We start from the raw sequence: 19,965 nt of genomic DNA, 5'->3' as shown, positions 1-19,965 counted from the left end.
GTCGTCGGGTGTAGCCCAATCTCGTTCCCACTTCCCTACGCTGGAATTGCCCAGATCAGGTTCAAAGGGTCCGGATCAACATCCGTCTCAGCCTTGCGGCCCCCCTAGTGTGAATAACTTATGAACTTTTGCTGCACCCATCATAACACAAGGCAGGGCAGGTGGGAAGGGGAACCGGACAACTCCAGTTGCTTCAAAAAAGCATTATCATATACAATGGGGGATGTACAAGCGGATTGCAAAGAAGGAGATGTGGAAGATGAATTGTAAAATTTCCCGCAACGCGGCCAAAAAGATTCTTGAAGAATTGGAGAAGGAAGAAAATAAAGAGCTGAAGCTGAGGGTGTTCGTTACCCATAAGCACGGGGATCATGCCCATTACGGCATGGACCTGGATACACCCAAGGAAAATGATGCGGTGATTGAGACCGACAAGGGAATCACTGTGCTTCTGGACAAAGATGAGCCCCTTCTGGACGGGATCCGCGTCGATTATTTCTACGTGCCTCAGGAAGGCTTCGCCATCACCAATCCCTCCAAAGGAAACACCGGGGATCACTAATGTCCAAGAACAACATCCAAATCTGCGACAAATGCAAGCATACCCGGGTCAAAACACTTCTTCCCAAGCTCGAGAAGCTGTCGCCGGATGCGGATATTAAGGTGGGCTGCAAATCCTATTGCGGCCCCTGCTCCCGCAGCGCCTTTATATTCGTCAACGGGCGGTATGTCACCGGTGCGACCGAGGATGAAGCGGTCGAGAAGGCCAAAAAATTTATTAAATAGAACAAACACTTCAGAATAGAACACACACTTTACAAAAGAACACACACCCAAAAAGTTCTTGTCACCACAGGCGTGGTTGGCAGGGGCTTTTTTGTGTATTCGAAAGTGGGGGGGCCAATCCGGATGTCTGGTTAGGAGGCCAAGCTAATGTTTTTGGGCCGGCACTTGGCGGCAATCGGCGGAAATCCCTCCGGCCCAGCAGCCGCCATCGCTAACGGAACTGTGCGACGCTTAGAGGCCGGAATCCGCCGCTTTGGCGCGCTAACGGAACTGAGAGACTCTTAGCTGGCTCCGGGGGTGCAAATGAAGGGCAAAATGTGCGCTAAGGGACGTTGAGTTCCGTTAAAAATCAAATTGGTCCCTTTTCAGCCGCTAAGAGCTTTTGAGTTCCGTTAGCGGTTGGAGGGGGGGCAAGCCGTTAGCGGTTGCTGAGATCTGGTTTGAGGTGGGTGACCATTAGGGACTGGAGGGGCTGATTTAGACGGCCAAAACATTTTGCGGTTGAAGGGGCTGGTTCTGGAGAGGAGGCCGCTTCTTTCGATCGTCAATCAGAGGCAAATTGAGTCTATCCGGCAATCAAACATCGGCAATCGGCCGCCTCGAAGTGCGCAGCTGGATTTTTTCGGGCCGGAGGGCATCTTTTTATTGACACGAGAGAGTGATAGGCATTATCATTTGATTTGTTTAAATGATAATAATTATCAACCATAGAATGTGGAGCGGAGGTAGGCGATTCATGCAATCCATCGAGCTGTCTACGTACGAGACGATGTTTGGCGTGACGGACAGACGTGCGGACAAGCCGCTTTTGATGCTGGAGCTGGCATGTCTGGCATCCACGGTAGGGGCGGAGGAGTTTGTGGAGGTATATGGCCCCCGGATCAAAGCGAAAAGCCCGGATGTGTGCGCTACCTATTTTGCCTCGTGGCTCGGGCGCTTGGGTGCAGCTGTGGCATATGCCATGTGGCATGACCGGCTGGACCTCCGGCTGACGCCGGAGGGTGTGTTTCTCCAGATGGAAGAGGCCTCCTATGGGGCATCCATGTCCTTCCGGCTGGTTTGTCCCGATCCTGTGACACTCCCGGCCGAAGGGGATGAGGAGCAGATGCTGCAAGGGCTTGCCGCTTTTTATGGCCAAAGCCTCCGTCCGGTGGTGGATGCCGTTGCGGCAGCGGGAGGGGTGTCGCCTGGTGCCATCTGGGCATTGATGGGCTCCGGGCTCCATTATATTCTGGACAAGTGGCGCTCCGAGGAGACAGATCCGGTGCTGAAGGCCAGACTGGAGACTGTGGCGGATATTCTGGTTAACCGGCTGCCGCCGGAGGTGTTCGGGCGTCCGGGTAACCCGTTCCAAATCAAATTCCGGCTGACCCGCAATCTCAAGGGGGACGGCCAGGTGAGGCTGAAGGCCTCGTGCTGTCTTGCCTACAAGACGGATACGGGACACGGTTATTGCTTTGCCTGTCCGAAGATAACCGAGGAGGAGCGGGAGAAGAGACGCGGTGCCGCTGCCAATCATGCATAAATAGCAAGATCACCCGGCGTACGGGTTACATAAATGGGGAGGAATCATTCATGTCTATTTCACTGAAAAAACAAGGGATACTGCTGTCGGCGTTGCTGTCGTTTGCGCTTCTGGCAGCCTGCGGCACATCCAATAACGCTTCACCGGAGCAAACGGGCTCCGCCTCCGGGCAATCTCCGTCTCCGGCTGCCTCCGCTTCAGTGCCTGCCACCAAAACCGTTACACACGCCATGGGCAGCACCGAAATTACCGGTACACCCAAGCGCATTGTGGTGCTGGAATGGACCTATGCAGAGGATTTGATCGCGCTGGGCATTCAGCCTGTGGGAGCAGCGGATACGGCGGGCTACAAGAAGTGGATTACCACCAATGCGGCATTGGGCAATGACGTTGTGGATGTGGGCACCCGCCAGGAGCCGAACCTGGAGGCCATCGCCGCATTAAAGCCGGATCTGATCATTGCCGCCCAGTTCCGGGTTACAGGAAGCTACGACAAGCTGAAGCAGATCGCGCCTACGCTGGCGTTTAATTCCTACCCGGCGGAAGGAACCATGGACCAATACACGGAGATGGAGAATACCTTCAAAACCATCGCCGATCTCACCGGCAAATCCGCCGAGGCGGAAAAGGTGCTGCAGGGCCTTAACCAGGCGTATGACGCAGCCAAAACGAAGCTGAAGGCTGCCGGCAAGGAAGGGCGCGAGTTTGCCCTGGCCCAAGCGTATTCCAATCAAAATGCGGCGGTGCTGCGGATTTTTACGGATAATTCCACAGCGGTAAAAATCCTGGAGCGTATCGGGCTGAAAAATGCTTACCACGCGCCGAAGTTCGAAATGTACGGGTATACGCAAACCTCTGTTGAAGCGCTGCTGCCGCTGGAGAAGGCGGACTTCCTGTACGTGGTGCAGAAGGAGGACAACGTGTTCGAGAAGCAGCTGAAGGACAATGCGGCGTGGAAGGGGTTATCCTTCGTCAAGGAGAACCGGACCTATGGTCTCGACCCTGCTACCTGGCTGTTCGGCGGTCCCCTCTCCGCCAAGGCATTTGTTGAACAAACTGCGGAACTGTTGGCCAAATGATGGAGCGGCGGTCATCTTTCCGCAGACCGGCGGCGGTGATGGCCGCCGGTTTTTTGCTGCTTATGGCCTGCATGCTGGCCGGACTGGGCCAGGGCCAGGCCGGCATCGGCTTCAGCCAGGCCATAAGGGCTTTACTCCACACCGCCGGAGGAGGAGCGGCGGAGGAGTTAGTCCGCGGCGTACGCCTGCCGCGGGCGGTGATTGGCGCGCTGGCAGGCAGCGCCCTGGCGGTGACCGGGGTGCTGCTGCAGACGGTGACTCGCAATGCGCTGGCCTCCGCCGGCACCATGGGGATCAATGCCGGTGCGTTTTTTGTGGTGGTGGCGGGAACGGTGTTTTTCCCGTCGATGGCGCAGCTGGCGCCTCTGCCTCTGGCGTTCGCCGGAGGCTGCCTGGCGGCGGTACTCTCGTATCTTCTGGCCGGGGGCAGGAAAAGCACCCCCGTCCGGATGGCGCTCTCCGGCATGATCGTCACGCTGGTGATTTCCTCCTTCACCGGCATGCTCCAGCTGCTGTTCGAGAATGAAACCGGCGGCCTGTTTGTGTGGGGCTCCGGTCTGCTCCAGCAAAATGACTGGAGCGGCGTCCGGTACGCCTGGCCCTGGATTGTCCTGGGGCTGCTGGCGGCGTGGATGTGTTCCCGCAAGCTGGATGTGATGAATTTGGGGGAGGACACGGCCCGTTCCTTGGGTCAGCATGTGGGACTGGTGCGCGGTGCGGCGTTAGCCTTGGCCGTGCTGCTGGCGGCTGTCACAGTGAGTGTGGTGGGACCCATCGGCTTCATCGGCCTGATGGCGCCGCATCTGGTGCGGCTTCTGGGGTTGAAGCGGCATGGTCTTCTGCTCCCTGCCGCAGCCGTGTGGGGAGCCGCCCTTCTAAGTGCGGCCGACCTGGTGTCCCGATTGTTCATCAGCACACTGGGTGAGCTTCCGGCAGGTGCGGTTACGGCGGCGCTTGGGGCGCCCTGCCTGATCGCCCTGGCCCTGCGGGAAACCCGGGGCAAGGGCGCCGCCGAAGGGCAGGCCGGCATAAGCGCCGGCGGCGGCAGATGGCAGCTGCCCCTCGCCGCCTGGCTGGCGGGCAAGGCAGCGCGCCGGGAGGAAACGCTCCACCCGGGCGGAGCCTACATTCTTCGCTCCCGGCTGGAAGCGGCCTATTCCTTCCGCCTCTGGGTGCTGCTGGCGGCGCTGCTGCTTGCGGCCTCCCTGGTGGCCGGCATCGTATTCGGCGCCGTCCGGGTTCCACCCGCAGAGGTGCTGCGGGTGCTGGGCGGGGGCGGGGAGAGCCTCTCCCGCCACATTGTGCTCCAGCTGCGGCTGCCCCGTGAGCTGGCTGCCGCAGCGGCGGGTGCGCTCCTGGCCGCCTCGGGAGCTCTGCTCCAAGGTGCCGTGCGCAACCCGCTGGCAGACCCGTCCGTGGTCGGCATCACCTCGGGAGCAGGCGCCGGGGCGCTCCTGCTCCTCACGCTGTGGCCGGCAGCAGCCGGAGCGGCGCTGCCGCTGGCATCCGCGGCCGGGGCCTTCGCCGCAGCGGCACTGGTCTGCGGCTTCGCGTACCGGAGCGGCCTGGCGCCCACCGTGCTGACGCTGGTGGGCATCGCCGTCTCCGCCGCAGGCGCAGCGCTGGTCCAGCTCTTGGTCATCCGCTCCGCCATGGGAGCGGCTCCGGCCTTGGCCTGGCTGGCGGGCAGCACCTATGCCCGGGGCTGGGAGGCCTTCGCCGGGCTGGGCATCGGCGCCGCCCTGATCCTGCCGGCGGCCTGGCTTCTGGGCTGCCGCTGGGACCTGCTGGCCTTCGGCGACTCCGTCGCTACAGGCCTCGGCCTCCGGCTGCGCCAGACGCGGCTGCTGGCTGCGGCGCTGGGGGTGGCCGCTGCCGCTGTGGCGGTGGCCTATGTAGGCACCGTCGGCTTCATCGGCCTGCTGGCCCCCCATGCCGCCCGGCTTGCCGCGGGGCAGAACCAGCGGCGGCTGCTTGTGCTGGCGCCTCTCCTGGGCGCTGTGTTCCTGGTTCTGGCCGACCTCATCGGCAAAACCATAATAGCCCCGAAGGAAATTCCCTCGGGGCTGGTGACGGCACTGGTGGGTACGCCGTATCTCTTGTTCCTGTTATGGAAAAGCGCCGGCTCAAGGCGCGGCGCATAAATCCTTTTAAACGTAGCAGTGCTTTTCGTCATCCTCATCGTGGGGTTCGATATGGACATGGGCATTAAAGATCCGGTGCTCCTCCAGCATCCGCCGTTCTATTTCATCGGAGATATCATGGCTTTGGGCCACGCTTAATTGCGGGTTCACCAGCACCACCATATCTACCATCACATTGCTGCCGAGGAACCGGGCTTTAATATCCTTGATATCCAGCACACCCGGTGTAGCGGCGGCAGTTTGGCGGAAGGAGTCCAGCTCGTTCTCGTCAAAGCCGTCGGTCAGGTTGTAGGCGGCTGTTTTGAAAATCTCCACTGCCGTTTTGGCAATCATGACGCCGACCACCAGGGCGGCTACCGGGTCCAGCCACGGCAGTCCCAGATGGGAGCCGGCTACACCCACCACAACCCCCAAGCTGACCATGGCATCCGACAGATTGTCCTTGGCGGCTGCCATCAACGACTCGCTGCCCGATCTGGCGGCGAGTTTTTTATTGTATGAATAAACGCCGTACATGACAGCGGCTGACGCCAATGCGATCCAGGAGGCCCAAATATCCGGGGTATCGTAGGTGTGGGCCATCAGATTGCGCCCGGCCTGCACCATAACCTGCAGGGCTACGGTAATCATTATGAAGGAGGCGACCAGCGAGCTGATGGACTCTGCCCGGAAGTGACCGTATGTATGGTCCTGATCCGGGGGCTTGCGGGAAATTTTCAGGCCGACCAGCACCGCCAAGGACAGGATAATGTCGGTGGCATTGTTGAAGCCGTCGGCTGTCAGCGCCTCGGACCCGCTCCAATATCCGATGGCCGTTTTGATCACGGACAGCATGATATACGCGAAGATGCTGACCCACGCGCCCTTTTCACTTTCTTTTAACTTTTCATAGGTTTCCAAAACAGTGACCTCCAAGCTGAACAATGGAATGCTTTTATCTTACCCGACCAAACTCGTGTGGGTCTAGAGAAACAGTGTTTCCCCCATCGTGAAAGTGTGCACAAGGGCAAAACGTTTTTCATCCGGAAACTTCCTAGTCATAATCTGGAAGCGGCTGTTGTATACTAGGATCAATAGATTTAGAGACTTCGCGATCCTATGGAGGTAACCCACGTGAACATCCAGCTCTCCGGAAAACGGCCGCTACTGAAGCTTCCCAAGTACCCGGGCTACACGTTTTTTTTGGCGGGAATTGCTATTCTATCATTTTTGATGACGGTTTGGCTAGGGTGGATTCTGATGTCGAAGCCGGACGGGCTTGCGGCCAGAGGCTACCGTAGGCTGCATGCGGATAACGGGGTCGTTCTCCATGCGGTTAGGGCTTCTCCCAACAAAATCGGGCTCAAGGCCATAGAGACCAATGTGACAGATGACCCTGCGGACGGAATAAACGGAGGCTTCTTCTGGGAGGAGCAGCTGCTGAGCATTGCAGTGACCAATGACCGGCCTGTCAAAGGAGCACCGGGGGATTACGGCTCCGGCTGGTTTAACATTGACCGTCCCCGCGGGACGCTGGTATGGGACGGGGTGACCGGAGGCCTGTCCGTTCAGGTGACGGACAGGGCGGAGGAGCTTATGGTAACCGACCGCTCCCGTTACTGGGCGCAAGGAGGCGTCAGCATGGGGCTGCACAATGAGAAGTATTGGCAGGAGCAGGCGCTTCTGGAGGAATTCCCGGTGATGGAGGAAAAGCGGCTGCGCTCCGCAATGGTCTACGATACGGACCGGCAGGTATGGCTCCTGCTGTCGGACGGGCTGTGCACCGGCCCGGAATTCCGCACGGCTATCAAACAAACCGTGGCTCCCGGCAAGCTGGACGATGGTATTTTTCTGGACGGGGACGGCTCCTCCCAGCTGAAGCTGGGGCAGTTCAAGCTGCCCGGCGACAGAAGAACGGTCTACCAAATGATTACGCTTCCCAACGGGTAAGGGAAAAAAGGGATAGGCAAGCCGCTCCGGTTCCGGTATAATGGGCAGAAAATTGCATTTGTCCAGAATTTTTTAGCCGCAAACGGGAAGGACCTAAGACCATGCCGCAGCCAGCTTATACCACGTCATATTTCAAGCGCAGAATGAATGCCGCGCGAGCGTTCACCAAGGATTATCATCCGATTGTGCATTCCATATTGCTGGGCACCATCCTGGCTAGAGCAGGCTCTTCCATGAGTTTGCCTTTTCTCGCTCTATACCTGGCCAAAAATACGGATATGAATCCCATTATGATCGGCTTCGTCAGCGGAGCGGGGGCCCTCGCCGGGATGGTGGGCGGTTTCTTCGGCGGCGCTTTGTCCGATGCCTTCGGGCGCAAGCGGGTGATGATGGGCGCTTTATACCTCTGGGGAGCGGTGTTCATCGGCTTTGGTCTGGCGACGGCCACCTGGATGTTCCTGGCTCTGAATCTCTTAAACGGCCTGTGCCGCTCCTTCTATGAGCCGGTCTCCCAGGCGCTTATGGCCGACCTGACTCCGCGGGAGAAGCGGTTCCGGGTATTTTCCCTGCGTTATCTGTGCATCAATATCGGGGTGTCCGTCGGACCGCTCCTGGGTGCCTTGTTCGGCATGATGTCGGGCCGGCTGCCCTTTATCATTACCGGCTGCATCTATCTGTTTTATGCCATTGTGCTGTACGCTCTTCTCCGGCGTTTCGGCATCCGCGATATTGAAGGGGATAAGAAGGAGCAGGTGTCCATCGGGTCGGCCTGGCGGGTCATCCGCAAGGATACAGTCTTCCGCTGGTATCTGGCGGGCGGTGTGATGGGAGGCATCAGCTATTCCCAAATGGGCGTCACCTTGTCCCAGTATATTGAGCTTAAGGGGCTGAATGAGGGGATTAATCTGTTCGCCGTGCTGATGAGCATCAACGCCATTGTGGTGGTGCTGCTGCAGGTGCCCCTGTCCCGCTGGATGGAGAAGCACAAGCCTATCGTTTCCATTGCCGTGGGCAGCGGCATGTATGTGCTTGGCAACCTGGGGTATGCTGCGGCAGACGGGTGGGTTCTGTTCGTAGCGGCTATGATCGTCTTTACCCTGGGGGAAATTCTGACCTTCCCCTCCACCAATCTGCTGATTGACGGCCTTGCCCCCGATGGGCTCCGGGGAACCTATTACGGTGCCCAGTCCTTTAATAATCTCGGACATTTCCTGGGCCCCTTTATTGGCGGCTGGATGCTGGACGTCTGGAACGGCTCCGTGCTGTTTACGCTGATGGCGGCTGTCCCCGTTTTCGGCGCAGGCTTTTATTCCTACGGTCAGAGGGTATTTCAAAGAAAAAAAATGTTTACAAATTTGTAAATACGGTCACAAACGGTCGATTTTGTGGTACGCTTGCTTTTGGAGACGCATTTTGGTTTACCTGCTTGAAGGATTAGGAGGAAGAAACGTGGCAAAGCGCATTAAAGGCATTTTCCGTAAGCTGCTTCAACAGCCCTGCATTCCGTTTTAAAGATGATTTTCTAACCGACACCGACACATAATGGCGGCACAAGCTTTACAGGCCTTTCCCGAAGAAGGGCTTTTTTTGTTGGCCGGGGAATGCCGGTTTATGCCGGGAGGGGATCCGTATGTTTTTCTTCAGCAAGTTTTTTTGGCAGATGATCCGGATGAAAAGCGGTCATATTATCGCATTCGGCGGTATCTTTATTCTAGTCAGCTCCTTTCTGGCCTACTGGCTGGAACCGGATACATTCGGAAATCCGTTTAATGGCTTTTGGTGGGTGATGACCACGGTAACCACAGTGGGCTACGGGGATTTTTATCCGCATACCGTCCCGGGAAAATGTCTGGGTGTGGTGCTGTACGTATTTGGGATCGGCTTGATTTCCATTGCCATCAGCAAGGTGGTGGACAAGCTGTTTATCTATCAGCGGAAGAAGGAGGAGGGCAAATTGAAGTATACCGGCCGGGGTCATTTTGTCATCATTGACTGGAACAGGCAGGCGGAGCATACCATCGAGGAAATTTTCAGAACCGATCCTGCCGCGGAGGTGGTGCTGATTGCGCAGCTGCCCAAAACGCCCTCCTACCATCCGCAGGTCCATTACATAAAAGGAAATCCCGTCCGGGAGGAAACGCTGGAGATGGCGAATCTGGGTGAGGCGCGGGCAGTGTTTATTTTTTCGGATGATACCATGGGCCAAGGGCCCGGTGCGCAGATCATCACTGATCCGGCCTTCATTGACGGCAAAACGCTGCTGGTAGCCACCGCCATTGAGCGGAATTACGCCCACGTCTATTCCATCGCCGAAATTCGGGACCGGCATAATCTGGGCAGCTTCAAGCATGTAAAAATCGATGATTTTGTGTTCGGCAATGAAACAATCTCCCATATGGCCGTGCGCTCCGCCTTTAACCCGGGGACAACCTCTATTTTTAACCAGCTGCTGACCCGCGATGAGGGGGAGGACCTGTATGAGGTATGCAAAAAGCCCCATTGGCTGACCTTCCGCCATGCCTTCGAGGACCTGCTAAACCAGGGGGCCACGCTGATATCCGACGGTGTCCATCTCAATATCAACCAGCGTCTGAATGAGCCGATTCCCGAGGAATCGCGGCTGTTTGTCATTTGTACGGCGGAGGTTTTTGAAAAGGTAAAAAACAGGGTGTAAACAAACCCGCTTGAGTTTGCTCACACCCCTAATCCCACAGCTTCTGCATATTGAGTGAACAGGGCGCTTTCCCTAAAGGGATGCGTCTATTCTTTCTTTTCCAAGGCGGCCTTCAGAGCGTCCGCCAGGCCGGAATTCAGGCTGACGTTGTCGCTGTATTGCTCCACCGCCTGTTTGTTGGCCCGGGCTGCGCCCTTACGTCCGCCTTTAGGCCCGCCGCCACCACCGCCACCGCTTGCGCCGGAATCCTCCAGCTTCTCCACCACATTGCAGCGGCGGCACTGGAAGAACTTGCCGGCTTTGCCCTCCCGCAGCTCCATCTTCTTGTGGCATTGGGGACAGCGGTGGTTGGTAAGCTGAGGCTCACCGGCACGGCGGTAGCCGCATTCCCGGTCGCTGCAGACCAGCATAAGCCCGCGTTTGCCCTTGATCTCCTGCAGCAGCTTGCCGCAATCCGGGCATTTGCTGGTGGTGAGGTTGTGGGGCTTGTATTCGGTGGAGCTTGCAACTACCTGACCCACCAGCTGCGCTGCCTGCTTGCGGATGGAGGCCAGGAACTGCTCCATGCTGCCCTTGCCCAAGGCGATCCGCTCCAACTCACCCTCCCAGCGGGCGGTAAGCTCGGGGGAACGCAGCTCCGGCGACGCAAGCTCGATGAGCTGTTTGCCCTTGCCCGTGGGCTGCAGGGCATTGCCCTGGCGTTCGATGGTATCGGTTTTCACCAGCTTCTCGATAATGTCCGCCCGGGTGGCGGGAGTACCCAGCTTATGCTTCTCCATGGCGGTAAGCAGGGAGGCTTCGGTGTAGCGGGCCGGCGGTTTGGTCTGCCGGGACAGCTCCTTGGCCTGCTTCAGTGGCAGGGAATCCCCATCCTTGAGCTCAGGCAGACGCTGCTGGGCCAGGGTATCCTCCGCACTGTTCTCCTCCTCGTCGGGATCCGCCGTGTCCGTCAGCCCGTAGGCTTCCTTCCAGCCCTGCTCCTTCATGATGGCTCCCGTGGCAACAAATTTCTCGCCTGCCAGCTCCACGGTTACGTTTGCCTGCTGGAACACGCAGGGGCGCAGGAACAACGCCAGGAAACGGCGTACGATGAGATCATAGAGCTTGCGCTCCTCATTGGAGAGAGCGGTGAGATTATTGAATTGCTCCGTCGGGATGATGGCATGGTGATCTGTCACCTTGCTGTCATCCACAAAGCGTTTGGTGACGGCAAGCGGCGCCTTGAGAATCTGCCGCGCCAAAGCCGCATATGGTCCAACCGCCACGCTTTGCAGCCTGCCCTTCAGCGTGGGCACCATATCCTGGGTCAAATGCCGGGAGTCCGTCCGGGGATAGGTGACCAGCTTATGCTGCTCATACAAGCGCTGCAGCAGGGAGGAGGTTTGTTTGGCGGAGAAGCCGTACCGTTTGTTGGCGTCCCGCTGGAGCTCCGTCAGGTCGTAAGCCAAGGGCTGGGGGATGCTTTTGTCGGCCCGCTTCACCTGCAGGACACGGGCTGTTTTGGCTGCCGACATCCGCCGTATCAGATCCTGGGCGTCCTCGCGCTTCCAGAGCCGCGCTTCGCCGCTTTTGTCCGCGCGCCACTGTGCCTGGAAGCTGCCGAAATCCGCCTGAACCAGCCAATAGTCCACCGGGCGGAAGGCGCGGATTTCCTTATCCCGCTCCGACATCAGCTGCAGCGTCGGGGTTTGTACCCGGCCTGCCGCCAATTGGGCGCTGTACTTGCTGGTCAGCGCACGGGTCACATTGAGGCCGATGAGCCAGTCGGCCTCCGCCCGGCAGACGGCGGATTGGTACAGCCGGTCATAGTCCTGCCCGGGCTTCAGCCGGGCAAACCCCTCCCGGATGGCCTGGTCCGTCTGTGAGGAGATCCACAGGCGCTTGAAGGGCTTCCTCCAGCGCACCAGCTCCATGATCCAGCGGGCCACAAGCTCCCCTTCCCGGCCCGCATCGGTGGCAATGACCAGCTCCGATAGATCAGGGCGTTTGCACAGCTGCTCGATGGCCCGAAACTGGTGGGAGCTTTCCTTGATCACCTTCAATCGCATCTTGGGAGGGATGATGGGCAGATCCTCCAGATTCCAGGTTTTATACTTGGGGTCATAATCCTCCGGCTCTGCCAGCTCCACCAGATGCCCCAACGCCCAGGTGACCACATATTTGGGGCCTTCCATATGGCTTTTATGCTTCTGCCCGGCACCCAGTACACGGGCTAATTCCCTGGCGACACTGGGCTTTTCGGCCAACACTAAGGTTTTCATTTACGGTTCCTCCTTCCGGCTGCGGGGAGGCAGGGGGCCCAAATACTGATGCAGCGCACATTCGATCCGGCCGTTGAAGAGCTTGCGTTTTTTGCCGGCGGGACGACCGAAGTAGTGGTCCATTTGTTTGCTGGGGGACAGCACAAAGGATGACCAGCTGGGGTTGCCCGCCGTCAGTGCGCCCAGCTGCCGCAAAGCCCGCTGGACTTCCTCGGGATCGCCGATCCGTTCGCCGTAAGGCGGATTGGTGATGACGCAGCCGTAATCCCCGGTAAGCCGGACCTTGGCCACGGGCAGAGTGGCCAGCTGTATCTCGCCGGTGAGGCCGGCAGCCTTCACGGAGGCTTCGGCTACGGCGATGGCGTCCGGATCAATGTCGCTGCCGCTAATTTGCAGCGGAATATCGTCCCGCACGGAATCGATGGCTTCGTTGCGGGCATCCTCCCACAGCTGGGCCCCGATAACCGGCCAGGTTTCGGAAGGGAAGCTCCGGCGCAGTCCGGGGGCAAGGTTCCAGCCGATCATGGCGGCTTCTACGGGAATGGTGCCCGAGCCGCAGAAGGGATCATAGAGAGGACGATCCGGTGTCCAGCGGCTTAAGAGAATCATGGCGGAGGCCAGAGTTTCCTTCAGCGGCGCTTCGGTCACAAGCTTGCGGTAGCCGCGTTTATGCAAACTGGGTCCGGTGGTGTCCAGCGTCAGGGTGGCGATGTCGTTAAGCAGGGACACCTCGGCCACATATCTGCCGCCATCCTCCGGAAACCATTCCCGGTGATAACGTTCCTTCATTTTTTCCACCATGGCCTTCTTGACGATGCCCTGGCAGGCCGGCACACTGGACAGCTGAGACTTGTGGGAACGTCCTTGGGCGGGGAATTCACCGTCCTCCGGAATCCATTGATCCCAAGGCAAGGCCTTGGTGCCCTCGAACAGCTCATCGAAGGTGGTGGCCTTAAATTCCCCCATCTTAATGAGCACCCGGTCGGCGGTGCGCAGCCACAGATTGGTCCGGCAGATGGCTAATTCATCTCCGGTGAAGGTGACACGGCCGTTTTCGGTCATTTGATCCTCATAACCCAAGAGCTTCAGCTCCCGGGCGACAACAGCCTCCAGACCCATGGGGCAGGTGGCGATTAATTGCAGCTTCGGCATTGTAGAGACTCCTCATTTCAGATAAAGCGGACAACCGCTCCGTTGCTTTTCGGCCCGGTATGTCCGTATAATACCTTTTAGTATAGGCGATAACGGCTTGAATGCCAAACCGCCCTCCGGAAGGCAGGTATAAACAAAGATGATGACCCAAGAAGAAGCGTATATTGAATCCCTGTATCCGTCAGACCCCCATCTGGAGCATGTGAAGGAATCCCTCCGTGAGCTGGGGGTGCACGATATATCGGTAGCTCCCGGCTACGGGCGGCTCTTAACCCTCCTGGTCCGGCTGAGCGGAGCCAAAGCTGCCCTGGAAATCGGTGCCTTGGGCGGCTATAGCGGCATTTGCATCGCAAGAGGGCTGGCGGAGGGAGGGAGTCTTTGCTCCCTGGAGCTGGAGCCGGAATATGCCCGCTTGGCCCAGCGGAACCTGGGATTTGCGGGATTGGGGGAGAAGGCAGAGTTCCGGACAGGGGAAGCGCTGGACCGGATGAAGGAGCTATTGGCGGAGGGGAGACGGTTCGATTTTATCTTTATTGATGCGGACAAAGGCAATTATCCCGAATATCTGGAGCTGGCAGTTTCCCTCAGCAATTCCGGCGGCCTGATCGCAGCGGACAACCTGTTCCTCCGGGGCAAAACCTTCAAGGAAACCAGCCAAGGCCGCTCAGCTACCCAGGTCAGGCTGTTCAACCAACTGATCGCAAACGACTCCCGGCTGGAGTGCGCTGTGCTGCCGGCCTTCGACGGCTTCGCTATCGCCCGGGTGAAATAATCAAAGAAAGGACGGCGGACAACATGGGTCCGGCCGTCCTTATTCATATCCGCTTTGCAAATACTTGCGGGCCTTGGTAACCCAGTCGCTGACATAGCTCCCGGTAGCCCATTGGGCCGAAACCAGCGCTTCGCCGGGGGCTAGCGGCACCTCAAGGGCCAGCTTGCTCTCTATAGCGGAGCTGTCAGGGGTATATACGGCCAGCTTCTGGTCGGTGATAACCACGGCCAGATCCTCCAACGGTGACACTAGGAGATCCTTGCGCTGCTCCTGCAGCTGTGCATCACGGACCCACGGGGCGTCGGACAGCTTGTCATGGGAGGTGACCAGCTCCGGGAGACGGACCGGGTAAGGATACAGCTTGAAGCCGATGACACGGGATTCCGGCTCATAATAGCCTTCCGCCACCTGGGCGGTCCACTTGCCGGGTTTGCGGACGATTGCCCAGTTGTCCCCAGTGCTGTAAGTCCATGTGCCGCTTTCCTGAGCCAGCATATTCTCAGCGGGATACCTGCCGCTTTGACCCGTTCCATTGCTCCTATTATAAGCTAGCGTGGTAAGGATCTGCTGGGCGCCTTCGCCATAAATCTCCTGCAAGGTAACATGTGCCAGCCCGGCGGCCGAAGCAGACCGGGGCACAGCGGCATCACTAAGCTGGCTCAGCTTCCGCACCCACACCTTGCTTTCCTCGGCAGGCAGGCTGCCGTCCCGCCATATTTCATTCTCCTCTACGGATACATATTGGTTTCCGGCAAACAGCAGCTTTTCCCGCAGCACAATGCTTTCCTCGGGGTTATCATAGATTTGCCGGGCATCCGTTTTTTTGTCGGCGGGATACGCCACCAAATAATGCAGCTCATCCGACTCGGTAGCCACATCCTTGGATTCGATCTTCCAGAATTTCTGGCCATACGGCACGAGGACCCCATCGCCCTGGGCGGCAACCTGGAGCTGTCCGTCCACTTGGGCAAGCATGAGCGTCCGGTAGCTGCTGGAGCTCCCGGACGCTCCGTTTGCGGAGGTATCCGTACCGGCATCCTGGCGCAAGCCGATGAGCAGCCCGGACTTCACATTGATTTCCTCCAGCAAACGGGCCTGCGCGGCCGTAGCTTCCGGAGTGGACTGAACGGCGGACGGGCTTAAGTCTGCAGCCAGATCGGCTTGAACGCCTTGGCCCGGCAGAAGGGAGAGCCCGCCCAGAAGATACAGCGCACAGACACCGGCAGCTCCGCAGAGGCCGGCAGCAGGCCACAGCCACCGGCGGCGTCTGCGGTCCCTTTGCTCCACCTGGTCCTCGATGCGGCGCCGGAGATCATCACTGAACCCTTTGCCGCTACGGGGCTTGTCGCCCAACTCCTTTTCCCAGTCGGAATCATTCCGGCTCAATCAGGTCACGCTCCTTCAGCTTGAGCACCCTGGCCCTGGCATGGAACAGCCGGGACTTGACGGTACCTTCGGACAGCTTCAGAATTTCCGCCATCTCCCGCATGGACAACTGGTAATGGGCATACAGAATCAATACCTCCCGGTACTTGACGGGCAGCTCCATCACCTTCTGCCAGATGTCGTTAATCGAGAACCGTTCGATGGCCTCATGTTCGGCGGAGGGCTGGACTGCCGCTGCGGTGAAAATATCCGAGCTGGTAATCCGTTTCCAGAAGGAGCTGCGCTGCATGTCGAAGGCTGTATGCCGGGTAATGGCAAGGAGCCAGGTTTTAATGGAGGATTCGCCCCTGAAGCTGCCCAGCTTGCGGTACACCTTCAGAAAAACCTCCTGGGTGATGTCGTCGGACATGTCGGAATTGCGGCAAAGGCTGAACGCATAATTCCAAACATCGTCTCCGTATGTAGTCATCAGATCCCGCAAAGCGGTTCTGGTATCAGTCGTTTCGGCTGCTGCTTGCTGAAGATAATCATAATTGGCCGTGCTTGCTTCCGTATTGGCATTCATTTGGTTTATACACCCTCCTCTACCCACTTTATATAGACGCTTCGGGTGTGGAAAAAGTTCATGTTCCGGCAAAATCAATGAATATTTGTCAAAATCACGCCCTGCCATTCAACAAATTATGGCGAAAAATGGGTGTTAGGCTGTCCCGGCGAGTTCTGGTGAGTTCTGGTGAATTCTGGTGAGTGCCAGTGAGTCGCGCTAGTCCCTGCGGGCGCTAACGGAACTGAACGGCTCCTAGAGGCTGAAATCTGTTGCTCCCGCGCGCTAACGGAACTCAAAGGCGCTTAGCCAGCTCAATTAGGCCAATTGGAATGCAAAATGGGCGCTAAGAGGCGCTGGGTTCCGTTAAAAACCAAACTGGCTGTTTTACAGGCGCTAAGCGTCTCTAGGTTCCGTTAGACGCTTCAACCCATCCGGTTTGTAAGTCAAAGCCGCCCCTTCCCCCAACGGCAGTCGAGGGCACATTCGTATAAGCTGATCGCTGCTTCCGCGTTGCTTCTTCCTCCAACCAAGCCCTAAATCCGGTATGCCTTCCGGTAGGCGGAGGGGCTCATGCCCATCTTTTTGGTGAAAATCCGGCTCAAATAAAAGCCGGTTTCGTAGCCGCACGCTTCTGCTATAGCGTCAAGACTAAAGGTGGTGCCGGTGAGCAGGCTGCAGGCATGCCGCATCCGGAGCTCCAGCACATGCTCGGACGGGCTTAACCCGAACACCGCTTTGTAGCGGCGGGTCAGCTGCACCGGCGTCAGCTCCAGCCGTTCCGCCAGCCCGGCCAAGCTTAGAGGGGTACACGCCTGCTCCTGAATGATCCGGCCCGCCACATCCATAACGGGGTCATCGGGAAAACGGTGCTTCTCCTGTCCATAGCCGGAGGAAACGGGCTGGAGGCGCTCGAAGGCTACCTGCTTCCAGAGATCCTTCAGCAGATGATCCGACCAAGGCCCCACCCAAGTGCCAGGGGACATGGCGGCGCTCCTGAGATGTCCGAAGGTATTGAAAAGCCGCTGCGTATCCGCTACCTCCAGCTTATATCCCTCCAGGCCCGGCAGTTCCGTCACCTTGGTCCCGTCCGGTCCGCTGAAGGAGAAGGCCAGGAAGTGAAAGCTCAATATCTCTGTAACCCGTCTGCCGAAATCCGTCTCCGGCGGGCAGAGGACCAACTCCGCCAGCTTGGCGGTGCCCCGGTTGCCAAGAATGTCGTATTCAAATTTTCCACCGGTGACGGCAAACATGGTCCAGTGGGGATAACGGTCCGAATCCAGCAGGAATTTCTCCTTCTGGTGCCAATAATAATGATGCTCCAGCACCGGCGTAAGCTCCCACCAGCTTTCACTTGCCATGGCTATGTCCTCCTTCCGCCACTTCCGTTTGGCTCTGGTCAGCTCCGACCGCCAGCGGCGGCTTTTCTCCAGCTGAGGGCGAGCACCGCCGCACACAGCCCGATGCTTCCCCCCAGATAAAAGCCTGCGTCCAGGCCAAAGCCTTCATTGAGCCATCCGGCGATAAACGGTCCGGCGAACATGCCCAAGGCGTATACAGCCTGATAAAAGCCCATTGCCGTGGCCCGTTTGGCAGGCTCAATCTCCTGAATAGCCAATCCCAGCAGTAGCGGCAGGTGCAAGCCCTGGGCAAAGCCGTTTACCGCCTGAGTCACGCAGAGCATGCCGAAATTGGGGACGAAGGGAATCGCCAAGGTGCAGACGGCGCTTAAGGCGAAACCTGTAAATGCCATATTCCAGGGTCCGAAACGGGGGGCAAACACCTTCCCCGACAGAATGGAGGTGACGGCATGGGGAATCATGAAGCACACGCTTAAGAAGGTGAGCCCGCTTTTGCTGGCGCCGAGAAGCAAGGCCTGGGACGGAGTGAAGCCAAACATGGTAATAAAAAGGATACTATGGGCCAGAATGGATAAGGCGGACACCTTCAGCAGCATAGGGTTTGTGATGACGCTGCCCAGATCCTTCACCCGCATGGGAACACGGCCTTGCTGGGGAGGTGCTTCATACACAGCGAAGGCCAGCACCAAACCGGCAATCCCCGCCGCACCTCCGGCCACAAACACAGAGGGCCAGCCCAGCCCGTCGGCCAAAAAGCCGGAGAGGGCCATGCCGATCAACTGGCCGGTGACAGTCAGGAAGCTGATGGTGCCCATGGCGCGGGTTGCCTGCTCGGGCGGGTAATAGGCGGCGAACAGCACCGTAAATCCTACCCATGCGGAGGCGGAAACGCCCGCCACGGAGCGGGCCAGAAGCGGCCACAGCCAATGGCCGGGAATAAGAAACATAAAGCAGCTGACCGTAGCTGCGGCAAAACCGAGAAACAGAAACGGCTTGCGTTTGCCCAGCTTATCCGAATAAATCCCCAGCGGCAGCCGGATAAGGATCTGCATAAAGCCGTAGCTGCCCAGAATGATGCCGATCACGCTGAAGGAATAGCTTTTGCTTTCGAGGTAAGGGGAGAGCACGGGTACATACGTATACATACTGATCCAATACAGGATGGTTGCAGCGCAAAAAATAGACAGCCTGCTGCGGCTGACGGTGCTGTGCGGTTGGTTTTGCTCCAGCCGTGAGGCGGTTGCGGACATCGGTTTGCGGCTCCTTCTTGATGAATGTGGTTTGTTTCATTTTAACATGGTTTAAGGAAAAGATAAGGAGAAATTCCTTTTCACCTTAAGAAAGGTCTACTAAAATGGAAGAGGCTTACCAACACACGGCCGTAATGGCAGGCGGCACTGTAATCCTATGAAGGAGGCACTATGTCCAATTCTGCACCGATTCTCGAACTGCGCAATGTAACCAAGCGCATTGGCGGCAAGACCATTGTGGACCATCTGAGCTTCGATATTCCACAAGGAGTGGTTTTTGGCCTGCTGGGTCCCAACGGGGCCGGCAAAACCACCACCATCCGGATGATTACCGGTTTGATTTCCATGACCGAGGGCTCTGTAAAAATCGGCGGGTTAGATGTGAACTCCCGCTTTGAGGATGCTATGAAGCTGATGGGCGGCATAGTGGAAAATCCGGAGATGTACAAATATCTGACCGGCTACCAGAATCTGATCCACTTCTCCCGGATGCATGAAGGGATCAGCAAGGACCGGCTGAAGGAAGTTATCGATCTGGTTGGTTTGGGCAACCGGATTCATGATAAGGTCAAGCGGTATTCCCTGGGCATGAGGCAGCGTCTGGGTGTGGCCCAAGCGCTTATGCACCGCCCCAAGCTTCTGATTCTCGATGAACCTACGAACGGATTGGACCCGGCAGGGATCCGCGAGCTGCGGGATTATCTGCGGCGGCTGGCCCGGGAGGAGGGGATTACCGTGCTGGTCTCCAGCCATCTGTTGTCCGAGATGGAGCTGATGTGCGACCGCGTAGCGGTCATCCAAACCGGCAAGCTGGTCGGTATCCAGGAGATGGGCGACATTACCCGGGCAGATGGGGCAGGGCATGTCCGGTTCGATATTTCCCGGCCTGTGGAAGGGGCGGAGATTATCGGCCGGCTGTATCCCGAGGCGAAGGTGCTGGCGGATACCTCCGGATTCGAGGCGATTCTCGAGCGGGAGGAAATTCCGGTGATTATCGAGCAGCTGGTGAAGGAAGGCTTCCGCGTATACGGCGTGAAGGCCAGCGGCAGATCCCTGGAGGATAAATTCTTGGAAATGACGGGGAGTGGACAAATTGAGTAGA

General features: G+C 58.0%; 17 protein-coding genes and 1 riboswitch. Of the genes, 10 read left to right on the top strand and 7 right to left on the bottom strand.

Annotated elements, in window-relative coordinates; genetic code table 11:
- Window positions 1-15: 15 nt before the first annotated feature.
- Window positions 16-116, bottom strand: a riboswitch (TPP riboswitch).
- Between the two features lie 143 nt (window positions 117-259).
- The 5 genes from ACI1P1_RS19360 to ACI1P1_RS19340 all read left to right on the top strand — a co-directional run bounded on the left by ACI1P1_RS19360 (window position 260) and on the right by ACI1P1_RS19340 (window position 5,534).
- Window positions 260-562 (top strand): iron-sulfur cluster assembly accessory protein, encoded by a 303-nt coding sequence (locus ACI1P1_RS19360; protein WP_416218093.1) that lies wholly within the window; start codon window positions 260-262, stop codon window positions 560-562.
- Window positions 562-786: a YuzB family protein gene (locus ACI1P1_RS19355; protein WP_416218092.1), complete on the top strand. Its 225-nt coding sequence runs from the start codon at window positions 562-564 to the stop codon at window positions 784-786. Before ACI1P1_RS19360 ends, ACI1P1_RS19355 begins: the two co-directional genes overlap by 1 nt.
- 736 nt (window positions 787-1,522) lie before the next feature.
- Window positions 1,523-2,311, top strand: a complete 789-nt coding sequence (locus ACI1P1_RS19350) for a hypothetical protein (RefSeq protein ID WP_416218091.1) — start codon at window positions 1,523-1,525, stop codon at window positions 2,309-2,311.
- Window positions 2,312-2,361: 50 nt separating this feature from the next.
- Window positions 2,362-3,390 carry an ABC transporter substrate-binding protein gene (locus tag ACI1P1_RS19345; protein ID WP_416218090.1) on the top strand — a complete coding sequence of 343 codons (1,029 nt, stop codon included), beginning with the start codon at window positions 2,362-2,364 and terminating at the stop codon, window positions 3,388-3,390.
- On the top strand, window positions 3,387-5,534 hold the full coding sequence (locus ACI1P1_RS19340) for an iron ABC transporter permease (RefSeq protein ID WP_416218089.1): 2,148 nt from the start codon (window positions 3,387-3,389) through the stop codon (window positions 5,532-5,534). The genes ACI1P1_RS19345 and ACI1P1_RS19340 overlap by 4 nt, the downstream gene beginning before the upstream one ends.
- Window positions 5,535-5,540: 6 nt before the next feature.
- Here ACI1P1_RS19340 and ACI1P1_RS19335 read toward each other — a convergent pair whose 3' ends face one another.
- Complete coding sequence (locus ACI1P1_RS19335; RefSeq protein ID WP_416218088.1) at window positions 5,541-6,434, bottom strand: cation diffusion facilitator family transporter; 894 nt, start codon at window positions 6,432-6,434, stop codon at window positions 5,541-5,543.
- A 213-nt stretch (window positions 6,435-6,647) separates the two neighbouring features.
- On the opposite strand from ACI1P1_RS19335, the gene ACI1P1_RS19330 reads away from it, so the two are divergent.
- From ACI1P1_RS19330 to ACI1P1_RS19320, 3 genes are all read left to right on the top strand, one after another.
- Window positions 6,648-7,463: a hypothetical protein gene (locus ACI1P1_RS19330; protein ID WP_416218087.1), complete on the top strand. Its 816-nt coding sequence runs from the start codon at window positions 6,648-6,650 to the stop codon at window positions 7,461-7,463.
- Window positions 7,464-7,606: 143 nt separating this feature from the next.
- Window positions 7,607-8,824, top strand: coding sequence for an MDR family MFS transporter (locus ACI1P1_RS19325; RefSeq protein WP_416218228.1), 1,218 nt, complete (start codon window positions 7,607-7,609; stop codon window positions 8,822-8,824).
- Between the two features lie 269 nt (window positions 8,825-9,093).
- Window positions 9,094-10,137 (top strand): potassium channel family protein, encoded by a 1,044-nt coding sequence (locus ACI1P1_RS19320; RefSeq protein WP_416218086.1) that lies wholly within the window; start codon window positions 9,094-9,096, stop codon window positions 10,135-10,137.
- Between the two features lie 86 nt (window positions 10,138-10,223).
- Here the strand turns inward: ACI1P1_RS19320 and ACI1P1_RS19315 are convergent, their stop codons facing one another.
- Together ACI1P1_RS19315 and ACI1P1_RS19310 are read right to left on the bottom strand one after the other, a co-directional pair.
- Window positions 10,224-12,398, bottom strand: a complete 2,175-nt coding sequence (locus ACI1P1_RS19315) for a DNA topoisomerase 3 (protein ID WP_416218085.1) — start codon at window positions 12,396-12,398, stop codon at window positions 10,224-10,226.
- Window positions 12,399-13,550, bottom strand: a complete 1,152-nt coding sequence (locus tag ACI1P1_RS19310) for a THUMP domain-containing class I SAM-dependent RNA methyltransferase (protein WP_416218084.1) — start codon at window positions 13,548-13,550, stop codon at window positions 12,399-12,401. It abuts the gene before it with no gap.
- Between the two features lie 139 nt (window positions 13,551-13,689).
- Here ACI1P1_RS19310 and ACI1P1_RS19305 point away from each other — a divergent pair, with 139 nt between their 5' ends.
- Window positions 13,690-14,322, top strand: coding sequence for an O-methyltransferase (locus ACI1P1_RS19305; RefSeq protein WP_416218083.1), 633 nt, complete (start codon window positions 13,690-13,692; stop codon window positions 14,320-14,322).
- Between the two features lie 39 nt (window positions 14,323-14,361).
- On the opposite strand, the gene ACI1P1_RS19300 is transcribed toward ACI1P1_RS19305, so the two are convergent.
- The 4 genes from ACI1P1_RS19300 to ACI1P1_RS19285 all read right to left on the bottom strand — a co-directional run bounded on the left by ACI1P1_RS19300 (window position 14,362) and on the right by ACI1P1_RS19285 (window position 18,863).
- The gene (locus tag ACI1P1_RS19300) at window positions 14,362-15,708 is read right to left on the bottom strand and encodes a hypothetical protein (RefSeq protein WP_416218082.1); all 1,347 of its coding nucleotides are present in this window, start codon (window positions 15,706-15,708) and stop codon (window positions 14,362-14,364) included.
- Window positions 15,695-16,273 (bottom strand): RNA polymerase sigma factor, encoded by a 579-nt coding sequence (locus ACI1P1_RS19295; protein ID WP_416218081.1) that lies wholly within the window; start codon window positions 16,271-16,273, stop codon window positions 15,695-15,697. The genes ACI1P1_RS19300 and ACI1P1_RS19295 overlap by 14 nt, the downstream gene beginning before the upstream one ends.
- Before the next feature lie 515 nt (window positions 16,274-16,788).
- On the bottom strand, window positions 16,789-17,613 hold the full coding sequence (locus ACI1P1_RS19290; RefSeq protein WP_416218080.1) for a helix-turn-helix domain-containing protein: 825 nt from the start codon (window positions 17,611-17,613) through the stop codon (window positions 16,789-16,791).
- A 38-nt stretch (window positions 17,614-17,651) separates the two neighbouring features.
- The gene (locus tag ACI1P1_RS19285; protein ID WP_416218079.1) at window positions 17,652-18,863 is read right to left on the bottom strand and encodes an MFS transporter; all 1,212 of its coding nucleotides are present in this window, start codon (window positions 18,861-18,863) and stop codon (window positions 17,652-17,654) included.
- A 171-nt stretch (window positions 18,864-19,034) separates the two neighbouring features.
- Here ACI1P1_RS19285 and ACI1P1_RS19280 point away from each other — a divergent pair, with 171 nt between their 5' ends.
- Window positions 19,035-19,964, top strand: coding sequence for an ABC transporter ATP-binding protein (locus ACI1P1_RS19280; RefSeq protein WP_416218078.1), 930 nt, complete (start codon window positions 19,035-19,037; stop codon window positions 19,962-19,964).
- The last annotated feature ends 1 nt before the right edge of the window (window position 19,965 follow it).

This window comes from Paenibacillus mesotrionivorans, from assembly GCF_046098205.1.
GTDB classification, from domain to species: Bacteria; Bacillota; Bacilli; order Paenibacillales; family NBRC-103111; genus Paenibacillus_AR; species Paenibacillus_AR mesotrionivorans.
The sequence above is the reverse complement of the archived record's forward strand: the minus strand, read 5'-3'. Positions and strand labels throughout refer to the sequence as shown.